The sequence below is a fragment of the Corynebacterium sp. genome (assembly GCF_022712195.1).
GTDB lineage: Bacteria > Actinomycetota > Actinomycetes > Mycobacteriales > Mycobacteriaceae > Corynebacterium.
Window position 1 is genome coordinate 1 of sequence record NZ_JALAGY010000051.1, and the last position, 14,302, is coordinate 14,302.

Annotated in this window: 13 protein-coding genes and 1 other RNA gene; 2 read left to right on the plus strand and 12 right to left on the minus strand. The window is 70.2% G+C overall.

Annotation, left to right across the window (positions count from 1 at the left end; all coding sequences use genetic code 11):
• Positions 1–43: 43 nt before the first annotated feature.
• From Q0A34_RS06105 to Q0A34_RS06115, 3 genes are all read right to left on the minus strand, one after another.
• Entirely contained in the window at positions 44–1,093 is a 1,050-nt protein-coding gene (locus Q0A34_RS06105; protein WP_291479122.1) for an iron ABC transporter permease, read from the minus strand.
• Positions 1,094–1,097: 4 nt separating this feature from the next.
• Positions 1,098–4,223 (minus strand): bifunctional [glutamine synthetase] adenylyltransferase/[glutamine synthetase]-adenylyl-L-tyrosine phosphorylase, encoded by a 3,126-nt coding sequence (locus tag Q0A34_RS06110; protein WP_291479123.1) that lies wholly within the window; start codon positions 4,221–4,223, stop codon positions 1,098–1,100.
• A gap of 90 nt (positions 4,224–4,313) precedes the next feature.
• Positions 4,314–5,660 (minus strand): glutamine synthetase family protein, encoded by a 1,347-nt coding sequence (locus Q0A34_RS06115; protein ID WP_291479124.1) that lies wholly within the window; start codon positions 5,658–5,660, stop codon positions 4,314–4,316.
• A 111-nt stretch (positions 5,661–5,771) separates the two neighbouring features.
• Between Q0A34_RS06115 and panB the strand changes: the two genes are divergently transcribed.
• On the plus strand, positions 5,772–6,608 hold the full coding sequence (gene panB, locus Q0A34_RS06120; RefSeq protein WP_291479125.1) for a 3-methyl-2-oxobutanoate hydroxymethyltransferase: 837 nt from the start codon (positions 5,772–5,774) through the stop codon (positions 6,606–6,608).
• A gap of 7 nt (positions 6,609–6,615) precedes the next feature.
• Here the strand turns inward: panB and Q0A34_RS06125 are convergent, their stop codons facing one another.
• The 5 genes from Q0A34_RS06125 to Q0A34_RS06145 all read right to left on the minus strand — a co-directional run bounded on the left by Q0A34_RS06125 (position 6,616) and on the right by Q0A34_RS06145 (position 10,037).
• Positions 6,616–6,786: an SPOR domain-containing protein gene (locus Q0A34_RS06125; protein WP_291479126.1), complete on the minus strand. Its 171-nt coding sequence runs from the start codon at positions 6,784–6,786 to the stop codon at positions 6,616–6,618.
• Between the two features lie 59 nt (positions 6,787–6,845).
• An RNA gene (rnpB, locus tag Q0A34_RS06130) (RNase P RNA component class A) lies at positions 6,846–7,297 on the minus strand.
• Positions 7,298–7,334: 37 nt separating this feature from the next.
• A complete protein-coding gene (locus Q0A34_RS06135; protein ID WP_291479127.1) occupies positions 7,335–7,997 on the minus strand; it encodes a histidine phosphatase family protein in 663 nt (220 codons plus the stop codon).
• Positions 7,994–8,800: a C4-type zinc ribbon domain-containing protein gene (locus tag Q0A34_RS06140; protein WP_291479128.1), complete on the minus strand. Its 807-nt coding sequence runs from the start codon at positions 8,798–8,800 to the stop codon at positions 7,994–7,996. Before Q0A34_RS06140 ends, Q0A34_RS06135 begins: the two co-directional genes overlap by 4 nt.
• On the minus strand, positions 8,793–10,037 hold the full coding sequence (locus Q0A34_RS06145) for a Nif3-like dinuclear metal center hexameric protein (RefSeq protein ID WP_291479129.1): 1,245 nt from the start codon (positions 10,035–10,037) through the stop codon (positions 8,793–8,795). Before Q0A34_RS06145 ends, Q0A34_RS06140 begins: the two co-directional genes overlap by 8 nt.
• A 108-nt stretch (positions 10,038–10,145) precedes the next feature.
• On the opposite strand from Q0A34_RS06145, the gene Q0A34_RS06150 reads away from it, so the two are divergent.
• Positions 10,146–11,333 (plus strand): HAD hydrolase-like protein, encoded by a 1,188-nt coding sequence (locus Q0A34_RS06150; protein ID WP_291479130.1) that lies wholly within the window; start codon positions 10,146–10,148, stop codon positions 11,331–11,333.
• A 30-nt stretch (positions 11,334–11,363) separates the two neighbouring features.
• Here the strand turns inward: Q0A34_RS06150 and Q0A34_RS06155 are convergent, their stop codons facing one another.
• The 4 genes from Q0A34_RS06155 to Q0A34_RS06170 all read right to left on the minus strand — a co-directional run.
• A complete protein-coding gene (locus Q0A34_RS06155) occupies positions 11,364–11,585 on the minus strand; it encodes a hypothetical protein (protein WP_291479131.1) in 222 nt (73 codons plus the stop codon).
• Positions 11,578–12,576: a biotin synthase BioB gene (bioB, locus tag Q0A34_RS06160; protein ID WP_291479132.1), complete on the minus strand. Its 999-nt coding sequence runs from the start codon at positions 12,574–12,576 to the stop codon at positions 11,578–11,580. The genes Q0A34_RS06155 and bioB overlap by 8 nt, the downstream gene beginning before the upstream one ends.
• Before the next feature lie 50 nt (positions 12,577–12,626).
• Positions 12,627–13,667 (minus strand): SURF1 family protein, encoded by a 1,041-nt coding sequence (locus Q0A34_RS06165; protein WP_291479133.1) that lies wholly within the window; start codon positions 13,665–13,667, stop codon positions 12,627–12,629.
• 23 nt (positions 13,668–13,690) lie between these two features.
• Positions 13,691–14,302 (minus strand): HtaA domain-containing protein (locus Q0A34_RS06170; protein ID WP_291479134.1); only part of this gene is annotated, 612 nt, incomplete at its 5' end.

The following is a 14,302-nucleotide window of genomic DNA, read 5'->3' on the forward strand; positions in this document are numbered from 1 at the left end:
ACCGAGACGACCACCCCGCGCGCCGACAGCACCACCCCGCCGCTCATCCGACGACACCTCCCCGTCGCAGCATCCGGCGCAGCAGCACGAAGAACGTGGGGCCGCCCACCAACGCGGTGAAGATCCCGATCGGCAGGTCCGCGAAGGGGACCAGGGTGCGCGACACCACGTCGGCGAACAACAGCAGCACCGCCCCACCGAGGGCGGACAGGGGCACCAGCCACCGGTTCGCCGGCCCGGTGAGCTGCCGCAGGATGTGCGGGACGATCAGGCCGACGAACCCGATGACGCCGGCGAAGCTCACCGCCAGCGCCGCGAGCGCCGTGGACAGGCCGATGACCGTCACCCGCATCACCGCCACGTTCACCCCGGCGTGCCCCGCCGCCCGTTCACCGAGGCTGAGCACGTCCAACCTGCCGGCGATCAGCGCCGCCACCAGGAGACAGAGGACCACCGGCAGGGCCACCACCGCGACCTGGTTCCACTGCGCCCCGTTGAGCGAACCCATCTGCCAGAAGATCACCTGTTCCCGGGAGGACGTCGGGGCCAGGAAGACCAGGAACGATATCGCCGCACCCGCCACCGCGTTCACCGCGATGCCGGTGAGGATGAGGGTGAGCACCCGGACCTCCCCGCTGATCGAGGACAGACGGTACACCGCCACAGTCGTCAGCACCCCGGCCAGGAACGCGAACACCGGGACGGTGGCCGTCCCCAGCACGCCGATGTTCAGCACGATCGCCGCCGCGGCGCCCACCCCCGCACCCGAGGTCACCCCGATCACACCGGGTTCGGCCAGGGGATTGCCGAACAGCCCCTGCAACAGGGTGCCGGCCACCGCGAGCGCCGCCCCCACCAGCAGGCAGAGCACGATCCGCGGGAGACGGATCTGCCAGAGCACGTTCGCCGCCCTGACGCTCTCCCCCGTGCCGTCCTGCGCCGGGCCGTGTCTCAGCGCCTCGGTGACCTGGGACGGCGACAGCGTGAACTGACCGAGCACGAGGTTCACCCCGACCGCCGTGACCAGCAGTGCCACCAGGACGGCGAGGGTGAGCAGCCGCGTCGTCCGACGACGCGTGAGGGTGTCCGGCATACCCCTAGTCACCGAACTCCGCGTCCGTGACCTCTTCACCCCAGAACACCCGGTCAACCACGCGGCGCGCGCGCCGCGTGGTCTTCAGGTAGTCGTCCAGGAACCCCTGGGAGTTCTCCGGGTCCCAGTTCGCCGCCGCCGCGATGTTGACCAGCTGCGGCCCCGGCGCAGGAAGCTGGTCGCGTCGTTTGGCGTCGGCGAGGATGATCGCGTTACGCGCCCTCGTGGCCACGATCCAGGCGTCCCGGAGGGTGTCGACGTCCGCCTCCGACAGCAGCCCGGCGACCCGGATCTCCTCGAGGACCTGCAACGTGGAGGTGTTGTGCAGGTTCTCGATCCGGTGGCAGTGCTGCATGGTGAGCAGTTGGACGGTCCACTCGATGTCGGTGAGCCCTCCCCGACCCAGCTTGGTGTGGGTGTAGCGGTCGGCCCCCCGCGGCAGACGTTCGGCGTCGACCCTCGCCTTCATCCGCCGCACCTGCTGGACCGTCGCACGGTCGACACCGCCCTCGGGGTAGCGGAACTCGTCGATGGTGCGCAGGAACCTGATCCCCAGGTCCTTGTCGCCGGCGACCCACGTCGCCCGCAGCAGCGCCTGGTACTCCCAGGTCTCGCCCCAGCGCTCGTAGTAGGCCCGGTAGGACTCCAGGGTGCGTACCGTGGGGCCGCTGCGCCCCTCCGGCCGCAGGTTCAGGTCCACCTCCAGCGGCGGATCCTGCGAGGGGCGTGACAGCCGGGTGCGCAGCCGCTTGGCGATCCCGCTGGCCCAGGTCACCGCGTCCTGGTCGGTCCCGGGCTCGCCGTCCCCGTCCTCGTCGACCGCGTCATCACGGTCCATCTCCTCCGGGACAGGTTCGCAGACGAACATCACGTCCGCGTCGGAACCGTAACCCAGTTCCGCGCCACCCAGGCGGCCCATGCCGATCACGCTGATCAGGGCCGGCGCGTTACGGTGGTGCTCGTCCTCCCAGGCCCGGATCTCGGCACGCAACGCCGCTTCGAGCACCGCATTCCAGATCATCGACAGCGACCGGCACACTTCCGGGGTGTCGATCAACCCGAGCAGGTCCGCCGAGGCGATCTTCGCCAGTTCGGTACGGCGCAGCGACCGGGCCACCGCGATCGCGGAGTCCGGGTCGCGGTGGCGCCCGGCCGCGGCGACGAGTGAGTGGCTCCGCACCGAGGCGTCGTGCTCCAGCAGTTTCGGGCCGTTGGCCCCGTCCGAGAGCATGCGCACCGCCTCCGGTGAGGCGATGAAGAGGTTGGCGATGTAGGGCGACGTCCCCAGAATGCGCATCAGGCGTTTGCCCACGATGTTCTCGTCACGCAGCAGCCGGAGGAACCAGGACCGGTCGAAGGCCGCCTCGGAGAGCTTCCGGTAGGCCAGCAGTCCGGCGTCCGGGTCGACGGTGTCGGACAGCCACTCCATCAACGACGGCAGGATCATCGCCTGGATGCGGTCCTTGCGGGTGGTCCCCGACGCCAGGGCCGACAGATGGTCCATGGCACGCGACGGGTGCAGGTAGCCCAGTGCGGCGAGCTGACGCTTCGCCGCCTCCGGGGTCAGCCGCAGCGCGTCGACCGGCATGGTGACCACCGAGGACAGCAGCGGACGGTAGAACAGCTTGTTGTGCAGCTGCCGGATCTGGCTGCTCACCTTGCGCACCTTCGCCGACAGGGCGGCGTCCGCCCCCTCCTGGCCTTCCCCGCGTACCCCGGCGGTGCGGGCCAGTCGCAGACGTCCCGCCTCGTCCCCCTCCTCGGGCAGGGCGTGGGTACGACGCAGGTGCTGCAGCTGCAGCCGGTGCTCCAGCAACCGCATGTACTCGTAGCAGTCGATCAGGATCTGCCCGTCCTCACGGCCGACGTAGCCCCCGTCGACCAGGGCGTTGAGCGCCTGGACGGTGGACCGGACCCGCAGAGACTCGTCGACCCGGCCGTGCACCATCTGGAGCAGCTGGATGGCGAACTCCACGTCGCGCAGCCCACCGGGCCCCAGCTTCAGTTCCAGGGGAAGCAGATGGTCCGGGACATTGTCGATGACCCGGCGGCGCATCGCCTGCACGTCCGGGACGAAGTCCTCCCGTTCGGCCGCACTCCACACCATCGGGGCGAGTTGTCCGACGTACTCCCGGCCCAGGTCCAGGTCACCGGTCATGGGCCGGGCCTTCAACAACGCCTGGAACTCCCACGTCGACGCCCACCGGCGGTAGTAGGTGAGGTGCGACTCCAGCGTGCGCACCAGGGCGCCGTGGCGCCCCTCGGGACGCAGCGCCGCATCGACCTCGAAGAACACCCGGCAGCCGATGTTGATGAACTCGCCGGCCAGGCGGGTGGTCTGGGCGTCGGCCGGTTCGGCGACGAAGATGACGTCCACGTCCGAGATGTAGTTCAGCTCCCGGGCACCGCACTTGCCCATGGCCACCACCGACAGCTTCGCGGGCACCGGCCCTGAGGGGTACACCGCTGCCACCGCCACCGCCAGCGCCGCGGTGAGGGCGGCGTCCGCGGCGTCCGCCAGCCGCTCGGTGAGGACCTCGAACGGCAGCGGGTCCACGTCCGTCGCCGCGACACGCCCGCCGAAGGTGTCCGCCAGGTCGATCGCGGCGATCCGGGCGAGGACCGTCCGGTAGGCGGTGCGCATCGCCCGGTCGGCCTCCACCCCGGTCACCGTGGCACGGAACAGCAGGGAGTCCGCGTCGTGCCCCTCCACCCGCTCCGCGCCCACCGAAGCGGTGAGCGCATCCATGATCTCGTCGCGCCCGGGCAGTTCTCCGGCGAGTTCCGGCCAGATGCCGGGGTTCGCGACCACATGGTCCCCCAGCAGGGTGGAACCGCCGAAGAGGGTGAGCAGACGCACCCGGAAGACCGGGTCGGAGTCGATCTTCGCCAGCAGTGTCGCCGACGACGTCCCGTCGGACGTGTCCGTGCCGTCGAGGGCCTCCACCAGGCGGACCACCGCATTGAGCGCCCGGTCCGGGTCCCCGGTGGACGCCAGGACGGCGAGCACGTCCCGGTGCCCCTCATCGTCCCACCCGAGCCTGGCGAGATCCTCCCCCGCCGACGGCCTGGTCAACCCCAGTGACACCGGGGACGGAACTCGACGACGGGTGGTTCGCGGCTGATTCACCGGGGACTCAACTCCTGGGCTGTGGCATCGTGGCTGAAGCACTGGGCTCCGACCCATCGTAGTGGATGCCACCGACATCACCGCCGGAGGTCAGAACTCCAGGTTGTGCGCCAGCTCCCACGGGGTCACCTGGGACTGGTAGGACTTCCACTCCTCCCACTTGTTGCGCAGGAAGTACTCGAAGACGTGCTCGCCGAGGGCGTCCGCCACCAGCTCGGACTTCTCCATCTCACGCAGAGCGAGGTCGAGGTCGGTGGGCAGGTCCTTGTACCCCATCGCCATGCGTTCCCTACGGGTCATGCCCGCCACGTCCTCCTCCACCGGGGGATGCAGCTCATAGCCGTCGCGGATGCCCTTGAGACCGGCGGCGACGAGCACCGCGTAGGTCAGGTACGGGTTCGCCCCGGAGTCCGGCGTCCGGATCTCCACCCGGCGTGAGGAGGGCTTGTGCACCGTGTACATCGGCACGCGGATCATCGCCGACCGGTTGGACGCCCCCCACGTGGCCGCGGTCGGGGCCTCCGCACCACTGGTCAGACGCTTGTAGGAGTTCACCCACTGGTTCGTCACCGCGGAGATCTCCGGGGCGTGCTCCAGGATGCCGGCGATGAACGACTTCGCCGTCCCCGACAGGTAGAACTGGTCGTCCGGGTCGTGGAAGGCGTTGTTCTCGCCCTCGAACAACGACATGTGGGTGTGCATGGCCGAGCCGGGGTACTCGTGGAAGGGCTTCGGCATGAACGTCGCCCTCACGTTGTTGCGGGTGGCGACCTGCTTGACCATGTACCGGAAGCTCATCACGTTGTCCGCCATCGACATGGCGTCGGCGAACCGCAGGTCGATCTCCTGCTGGCCCGGGCCGGCCTCGTGGTGCGAGAACTCCACCGAGATCCCCATGGACTCCAGCGCGGAGATCGCGTCCTGGCGGAACAACGGCGCGGCGTCGGTGACCGCCTGGTCGAAGTACCCTCCGGTGTCTGCCGGCACCGGACGGCCGTCCGGACCGTCCCCGTTCTTCAGCAGGAAGAACTCGATCTCAGGGTGCACGTAGCAGGAGAAACCCTCGTCGGCGGCCCGGTTCAGCTGCCGCCGCAGCACCTGGCGCGGGTCCGCCCAGCTCGGCTCGCCGTCGGGCATGGCGATGTCGCAGAACATCCGCGCCGTGAGGACCTGGTTGTCCCCGCCTGCGGTGTCCAGCGGGAGGATCTGGAAAGTGGAGGGGTCCGGCTTGGCGATGGTGTCGGACTCCACCACCCGGGAGAAGCCCTCGATGGAGGAACCGTCGAACCCGATGCCCTCGGCGAAGGCCCCCTCGAGTTCCGCAGGGGCCACGGCGACCGACTTCAGGTACCCCTGGATGTCCGTGAACCACAGACGGACGAAGCGAATGTCCCGTTCCTCGAGGGTGCGGAGGACGTATTCCTGTTGGCGACTCATGGGGACCATCGTAACGCCCGCCCCGACCGGCAGCCCCTTTTTCCGGGGCCCGTGGACGGGTTGTTACACACCGTTAACACCTGACCGTCTGACGTGGCACAATGTCGTGTCATGGCTGACAAGAAAGAGACTACCGGATACCTCGCACCCACCCGCCAGGTCCGCATCGGCGACCTGCGCAAGCGCAAGGGAACGGGTGAGAAATGGGCGATGCTCACCGCCTACGACTACTCAACCGCCACGGCGTTCTCCGCGGCCGGCGTCGAGTGCCTCCTGGTCGGCGACTCCGCGGCCAACGTGGTCTTCGGGTACCCCCAGACCCAGCAGATCAGCCTGGACGAGATGATCTACATCGCCGCCGCCGTCGTGCGCGGGGCGGGCAACGCCCTGGTCATCGCGGACCTCCCGTTCGGCACCTACGAGGCCTCCGACGAACAGGCCGTGCAGTCCGCCGCGGAGATGATGCGACGTTCCGGCGCCGCGATGGTCAAGATCGAGGGTGGGGTGCGCATGGCCCCGCGCATCCGGGCACTGGTCGCCGCAGGCATCCCGGTCTGCGCCCACATCGGGTTCACGCCCCAGTCCGTCAACGCGCTGTCGGGGTTCAAGGTCCAGGGCCGTGGCGAGGGTGCCGCGCAGCTGCTCGAGGACACCCGGGCCGTGGCGGAGGCCGGTGCCGACTTCGTGGTCCTGGAGATGGTCCCCGCCGATGTCGCGGCGAAGGCCAGCGAGGCCGTCGACATCCCCACCGTCGGCATCGGCGCCGGCCCGGACACCGACGCGCAGGTCCTCGTCTGGCACGACATCGCCGCACTACCCGCCGACGGGCACCGCCCCAGGTTCGCCAAGCAGTGGGCTCAGGTCGGCGCGGACCTCACCGCCGCCGCCGCGTCCTACAAGCGCGAGGTCGCCGAGGGGACGTTCCCCGCGGCGGAGCACTGCTTCTGACCGGTCGTCAGTCCTCGTCCCACTCGTCAGCGGCCTTCGTCCGCTCCCGGGCGATCTGCAGGGCGTGCTCCGCGGCCTCGCGTGAGTCGTACGGTCCCATCCTGGAGTCCCACCCGGAGGACTTGCCCTGGGTGACCTCTCCGCTGGCGGTGTCGAAGTACCACTGTTGTTCGCTCATGCCACCACAGTCTAATGGCCGGACGCTACGTCTGTGCGTAGCGAGGGTGGAGGGTAGGGGCGTCGAGAGGGCCTGTGAGCCGGATTCTGTTCCGCGCGCCGGGGCGCGCGGTGGCGATCATCCATCTGGGTCAGCCGTCACCGACTGCCTCAAGCGGTCTACCTGCCCCTTCGCCGACGAGCAGCCGACGGGGCACGGCCACACCGTGGTCCTCCGCGAGGAGGAACGGTCGCGGCCACTTGACCTTGCTCCCGGTGGGGTTTACCAAGCTGCGCCGGTCACCCGGCACACTGGTGCGCTCTTACCGCACCGTTTCACCCTTACCCCGCCGACGCCGGCCGGAACCGGGCCGCCGGGGCGGTCTGTTTTCTGTGGCACTGGCCCGCGGGTCACCCCGGGTTGCCGTTAACAACCACCGTGCTCTGTGGAGTCCGGACTTTCCTCGACGCCGGGCGGACGCCGCCACATGTGCAGGCGCAGTCCCCGGCACCGCGATCACCCGGCCCTCTCGACGGTGCCAACTCTAGCACCTGCCGGGGCCGGGGCCGTCACCTCAGGTAGTGGGTGTCGTTGACCTCGCGAACCACCGAATGGTCCGGGTAGAACTCGACCACCGACAGGCCCGCGAGGTCCAGGTGCAGGGTGGAGTACATCGTGGACGGGACCTGCAGGGCCTCGCGCAGGATGGCCTTGATCGGCGAGACGTGGCTGACCAGCAGGACGGTACCGGCCCCCCGGAGGCCGCCGACCAGGGCGCTGCACCGGCGTTCGACCTCACTCATGCTCTCCCCGCCGACTGTGGGGACGCAGGTGTCGGCGACCCAGGCCGCATGTTCCTCGGGCCACCGGCGGTGCACCTCGTCGAAGGTGAGCCCCTCCCACCGGCCGAAGTCGGTCTCGATGAGGTTCCGGTCGGTCTCGACCTCCAGCCCCAGCGCGCCGGCGGCCGCCTCGGCGGTCTGCCGGGTCCTGGTCAACGGTGAGCAGATGACCCGTCCGATCCCCTCACCCGTCTCCTGCCGGGAGGCCAAGTAGGACGCCGCCCGCCGTGCCTGTTCCTGTCCCAGGTCGGTGAGTTCCGGGTCGCTGCGACCCGAGAAGACCCCGGCGGCGGACATCGCCGTCTGGCCGTGCCGCAGCAGCAGGACGCGCACCGGGTCGCCCCGGTCGCCCATCCACCCCGGGGTCGACCCGGTGTCCACCATGCTCATCCCTCCCGGTCCGGCAGCAGCATCGTCCCGCACTCCGGGCAGGACGCCGGGGTGTCGGCCGGCGCCTCCAGGATCTCCGCCAGTGACGCCCGGTCCAGGCTCATGAAACAGGCGCGGCACGCCGTTCCCGACAGAGCCGCAGCGCCCACCCCGTTCTCCTTCTCACTGTTCTCGTAGCGGCTGCGGACGGCCGGGGGAAGTTCGGCGCGCAGCGTCGCCGAGTGCTCCTCCAGTGACGCGCACTGGCCGGAGAGCTCACGTTCCCTCCCCTCCTGTCGCCGGCGAGCCTCCTCGAGACCGGCGACCGCCCGGTCGAGTGCCTGCTGCGCCTCCCCGACCCGGTCGCCGACGGCCCCGGGACGCCGGGACCGCTCCTCGGCGGCGATGGCCTGTTCCACCTCACCGAGTCGCCGTTCGGCGACGGCCAGGTCATGGTTCAGGTCGCGGCGACGCTCCCCGTCCACCGCCGCCCTGAGACCGGTGAGATCGTCGCGGCGGCGGGCCCGGAGCTTCGCCGCGTCCTGGCGCAGTCGCTGCAGCCGTGTCTCGTCCTCCGCGGCGGCCTGGTCGGCGGCGACCCTGGCACGTCGCGCCTCGGCGACCTCCCGCTCGCGACGCCGGACATCCTCGGCGTCGCGGAGCTCGGCGAGTTCAGTGCGCAGGGCCCGCCACCGGGAGTCGACGTTGACCAGGTCGGTGAGCACGGTCCGCACCGGCCGGGACGACCCCCGCTGTGGGGTACCGGGACCGGCGGGGAACCCGGAGGAGGGTTCAGGGAAGGGGGCGGAAAAGGAGTCAGACACGGTCATGTCCTCCGGACTGGGGTGACGGGGCGTGGAGGGTCCACGGATCGGTGCGCAGGTCACTGACCTCCACGGTGAGCCGGGGGTCCGCCCCTGCGATGATCTCGGCGGCCTGGGAGCACCACGGGAACTCACTGGCCCAGTGCGCCGTGTCGATGACCGCGCACCCGCCGGCCCGCAGGTGTTCGTCCACCGGGTGGTGGCGCAGGTCGGAGGTGACGAAACAGTCGACGTCGAGTTTCAGCACGGTCCCCAGGAAACTGTCGCCGGACCCGGAGGACACCGCGACCCTGCGGACGACACGGTCCGGGTCGCCGGCGGCCCGCACACCCCACCGGGTCGCCGGCAGCCGGTCGGCGACGCGTCGGGTGAACTCCCGCAACGTCATCGGGGTGTCCAGCTCGCCGACCCGCCCGATGCCGAAGGCCGTCTCAGGGTCGCGCCCGACCCCGACGACCTCGGTGACGTCGTAGGCGGGTTCCTCGTACGGGTGAGACGACAACAGCGCGTCCAGCACCGCCGCCCGGCGTGCACGTGGCGCGACGAACTCCACGCGGCGCTCCTCCACCTGTTCGAGCGCGCCCGGGCGTCCGGTGTGCGGTGAGGCGGTGTCACCGGGGCGGAACTGGCCGGAGACCGGGTGGTCGAAGCAGCACTGCGTGTACCGGCCGTCCGTCGTCCCTCCGCCTGCGGCGAACACCGCGTCCTTCACCTCGCCGGTGTGCTCCACGGGGACGGTGAACCCCCACCTGTCGAGGTCCGGCGGACCGGACTCCCCGCGGGACGCCCGCACCGCGGCCGTCGCCGCCGCCGACGACGGCCCCAGCGGCGCCCCCGGGGTGACGCCCAGCAACTCCGCCAACCGGTCGTTGACCCCGGGACGGGCGGCGTCGGCACTGGTGTGTGCGGAGTACAGCGCGATGCCCGCCCGGATCAGCCGGTGAACGATCCTTCCCTTCGGATGGTCGGCCGGCACCCCCGTCACCCCGCGCATCAGCAGCGGGTGGTGCACCAGGACGAAGTCCGCCCCACGGTCCACCGCCTCCTCCACGACCGCGTCGGTGCAGTCGAGGGCGACCATCACGCGCCGCACCGACGCCCCGGGATCGCCGCAGACCAGACCGCAGGCGTCCCACGACTCCGCCAGTTGCGGCGGGTAGGCACGCTCGATGACCGAGACGACGTCAGCGACGGTGGCTTCCTGTGTACCTGCCTGTCCAGGTGCTCGTTGACTCACACCGACAACGATACGTGCCCGACGGCGACAGTCACGACCGGGGACACGACGACAGGTAATCCACCCCGGTCGTGGCCTGCGGCGCAGGATTCTGGCACCCTGGAATCTGTGACGGACGCACATGAGCAAGCAGGTAACGGCAGCAGGACTCTTCTCGTCGACGTCGACGGGACTCTCGTCGACTCCTATCCCGGCATTCGGTCGAGTTTCCTCCGTGCACTCGAGGACAACGACGTCCCGGTGCCCGGGGAGGACCTGCTCCGCCTCATCGCCGGCCCGCCCATGGTCGACACCCTGCGGGGGCTGGGCCTCGAGGGGGAGAAACTCGAGGCCACCGTGGCCAGCTACCGTGAACACTACGACGGCGGCGGATGGCTCGAGGCCACCCCGTTCCCCGGGGTCGCGGACCTGCTGCAGTCCTGGAAGGACCAGGGTTACACGCTGTCGACGGCGACGTCGAAGTCACTGAGCTCCGCGACCCGGCTGCTCAGGCACTTCGACCTCCACGACTACTTCGACGTCATCGCCACCGCCTCCGACGACGGTTCCCGCCGGGCCAAGGACGCCGTGGTCGCCCACGCCCTGGAACAGCTCGGCGCCCCCGGCGGTCCCGTCACCCCCGCCGCCGAGGGAGGCCCGTCGCACCGCGACGACCTGCTGATGATCGGTGACCGGATCCACGATGTCGACGGTGCCCGCGCCTACGGCATCCGGACGGTCCTCGTGGACTGGGGGTACGGTATCCGCGACGAGCACCGCAAGGCCGACTACTCGGTGGCCGACGCCGCCGAGCTCGGGCGACTGGTGGAGGAATGGTCCGACGAACGGCCCCACATCTGCGTGGTGTGCACCGGGAACATCTGCCGCTCCCCGATGGGGGAGGTGATGCTGCGCCGGGCGCTCCGGGACGCCGGGATCGACGGGGACGTCCGCCTCAACTCCTGCGGCACCGACGGCTGGCACGTCGGCGAGGCCGCGGACCCCCGGGCCGTGTCGCGCCTGAGGCAGGACGGGTTCAACGGATCCGGGCACCGCGCCGCCCAGTTCGGTCCCGAGCACCGGGACGCCGACCTCTTCCTCGTGATGACCGCCGCCCACCGCAAGGCACTGGTCAAGCAGGGGGTCCCGGAGGAGCGGGTCGCATTGTTCCGCAGCTTCGGCCCGGCCGGTGAGAAGGAGGTCGAGGACCCCTACTACGGCGACAAGGACAGTTTCGGCGAGGTCTCCCGCCAGCTCGCCGAGGCCATCCCCGGTGTGGTGGACTGGGCCCGGGAGCACGTGGCAGCCGGACGCTGACTCCCCGTCACCGGGACCAGGCAGGGCCGGTCAGCGCAGTTCGACGTCGGCGGAGTCGATCGTCCCGTGGCGGGAGCATGTCGTCGTCCACCCGTGCGGGGTGACCTGTGCGACGGTACGACGGCCGCACTCCGCGCAGTACCGGGGGACGTCCAGCCCCGCCTTCTGCGCCGGTGAGTAGGCGATGACCTCGCCACGCCCGAGGTCCGCGCCCGTGTAGGGGTCGAAGGGGCCGGTGCCTCGGTCAGACACTGCGGCTCAGCACCTTGATCGGGAGATTCAGGCGCCCGACCGTGTCCAGGTCCTGTTCGGCCGGGCGTCCGAGCGTGGTCAGGTAGTTACCCACGATCACACCGTTGATGCCGCCGGACAGCCCCTGTTCGAGACCGAAGTCGCCGAGAGTGAGCTCCCGGCCACCGGCGAAGCGCAGCGTCGTGGACGGCATGGCCAGGCGGAACATGCCGACCGCGCGGAGGGCGTCCTTCCCGTCCATGACGGGCATGTCGGAGAACGGTGTCCCGGGCCGGGGGTCCAGGAAGTTCAGCGGGACCTCGTGGGGGTCGAGCTCCGCGAGCTGGACGGCGAACTCCGCGCGCTGCTCCAACGACTCCCCCATCCCGATGATCCCGCCGCAGCACACCTCGATGCCGGCGTCCTTGACCAGCGTCATCGTCTCACGCCGCTCCTCCCAGGTGTGCGTGGTCACGACCTGCGGGAAGTAGCTGCGCGCGGTCTCGAGGTTGTGGTTGTAGCGGTGCACCCCCGCGGCCTTGAGCCGGTCCACCTGCTCCGGGGTGAGGATACCCACGGACACCGCGACGTCGATTCCCTCGACGTTGGCGTAGATCTCCTCGATCGCCTGCTCGAGCTGGTTCATGAGGTTCTCGTCCGGCCCCTTGACGGCGGCGACGATGCAGAACTCCGTGGCGCCGGTCTTCGCGGTCTGCCGCGCCTGTTCGATGAGCTGGGCGACGTCGAGCCGGGCGGAACGCACCGGCGACTCGAACAGGCCCGACTGGGAACAGAAGTGGCAGTCCTCGGGGCAGCCGCCCGTCTTCAGGCTGACGATGCCCTCGAGCTCGACCTCCTCACCACACCACCGCACACGGACCTCATGGGCCAGTGCGAGGAGGTCGGGGATGCTGTCGTCGGGGAGCCTGAGGATGCGGATGAGGTCGTCGTAGTCGAGGCCGCGGCCGTCGCCGAGGACCTGGGCGCGTGCCTTCGTGAGGATGTTGTCCATGGACACACCCTAACTTGAACGGTGTACAAGTTCCACCCGAAAAGTAGATCTCAGAACCTCTCCCGGTCACGGGCGTTCCTCTTCTCGTGGAACCTGGTCCTCGTCCCGCCGTACCGGTCCTCCAGCTTGCTGGCACGAGAACGCCCCGTCGCCCCGTCGTCGTCGGCGGGGACGGCCGGCGCACCCGGGGCGACAGCCTCCTCCGCCGACTGCAGGCCGCTGTCCGCGGCGGCGACCTCGTCCTGCCGACGGCGACGTTCACGTATCTCCGCCCACACGAAGTAGGCCAGCCCCAGCGGCACCATCACCCCGAAGGCGATCCACTGCAGGCCGTAGGACAGGTAAGGGCCGGCGTCAAGGTTCGGCAGCTCCCGGGCGGACAACACACCCCCCGGATCCGCCACCGGCACCGACGCCTCGTCGAGCTGCACGTAGTCGGCGACAAGGTCCAGATCCACCGCGTCACCGACCATCGCGGTGTTCATGCTGTAGACCTGCAACCTTCCGTCCGCTGTCATCGGCGGATTGTTCGGCGGCGCCTCAGACATCCGGAGGAAACCGGTCACCGTCTCCGGCGTCGACGGTGCAGGGGGGACGTCGGGGACCGACGTACCCTCCGCCGGATGCACCCATCCGCGGTTGACGAGGACAGTCTGCCCGTCGTCCAGGCGGAAGGGCGTCAGCGCATGGTAGGCCGGCTGACCGTCCACCGGCCGGTTGCGCAGCAGCACCTCGTCATCCGCGAGGAACCTCCCCTGCAGTTCGACCCGCGTCCACTCCTTCTCCTCCCCCGCACTGGAACCTTCCTCCGGGAGCACATCCGCCGCCGGCACCGGGTCGGCCTCCAGCCCGGCCTTCAAGCGGTCGTTGAACTCGTGGGTGTCGCGGTTCTTGCCCAGCTGCCACGGCGCCAGCACCGTGAAGGCGACATAGGCGAAGAGCACCACCACCACCGCGGTGATCACCCACCCCGGGGTGAGGAACGTCCGCCAGCCGGACCGCCGTGGCCGACGGCCCCCGACGGCCCCCTCAGAAACCTCGGGCACAGGCCGACCGGACGGGGAGGCAGACTCAGGAACTGGCTCAGACACGCCCCTGAGTCTAGTACCGCGGACTACCTGCTGGACAGTCGACGCACGACGACCCACGCCACCACAGCCAGAGCCAGCACCACCACCGCGGCGGGGACGGCCGTCGCAGGCGTCGTCAGGAAGGCGACCACGGGACTACCGTCGTCACCGTCCTCCGCGTCGTGGAGGGTGACCCCGCCGTCGGCCTGTGCGTCGGTGGGCCGGGCGCCGTCACCCTGGTCCTCCGGCATGGCCTCAAGTCCCGGCGCCCCTCCGTCACAGCCACCGGCCAGGGCCGCGCGGAAGGTCAGCGGATCCATCCCGGCCCCTGTGTCGTAGAAGCCGCCCAGCGCCTCCGCCCCGTCCGCCGTCAGGGTGACGTCGGCACGCCCGTCCAGGATCCCGTCGGTCACAGCACCCTCGGCCCCGGCCAAGGTCGCCAGGTCGATCCGCCCGTAGTCCCGGGGACGGCCGTCGGTGTCATTCGAGGAGACGTCGGCCACCAGCGTCCCGACCCCACCGGAGATCCGGATCTCAGGGTCGCTGACCGAGGTGTCGAGGACACCGTCGTGCCCGGTGAAGTTCACGGAACCGGTGAACACCAACGCCGCGTCGGCGGCGACCTCAGCGTCCCCGTCCCCGCCCTGCACGGACAC

Bases quoted from the DNA above. Each gene is read 5' to 3' on its own strand.
- Q0A34_RS06105 (WP_291479122.1), bottom strand. From the start codon at position 1,093: ATGCCGGACACCCTCACGCGTCGTCGGACGACGCGGCTGCTCACCCTC.
- Q0A34_RS06125 (WP_291479126.1), bottom strand. From the start codon at position 6,786: ATGAGCGAACAACAGTGGTACTTCGACACCGCCAGCGGAGAGGTCACC.
- Q0A34_RS06115 (WP_291479124.1), bottom strand. From the start codon at position 5,660: ATGAGTCGCCAACAGGAATACGTCCTCCGCACCCTCGAGGAACGGGAC.
- bioB (WP_291479132.1), bottom strand. From the start codon at position 12,576: ATGGACAACATCCTCACGAAGGCACGCGCCCAGGTCCTCGGCGACGGC.
- Q0A34_RS06135 (WP_291479127.1), bottom strand. From the start codon at position 7,997: ATGAGCATGGTGGACACCGGGTCGACCCCGGGGTGGATGGGCGACCGG.
- panB (WP_291479125.1), top strand. From the start codon at position 5,772: ATGGCTGACAAGAAAGAGACTACCGGATACCTCGCACCCACCCGCCAG.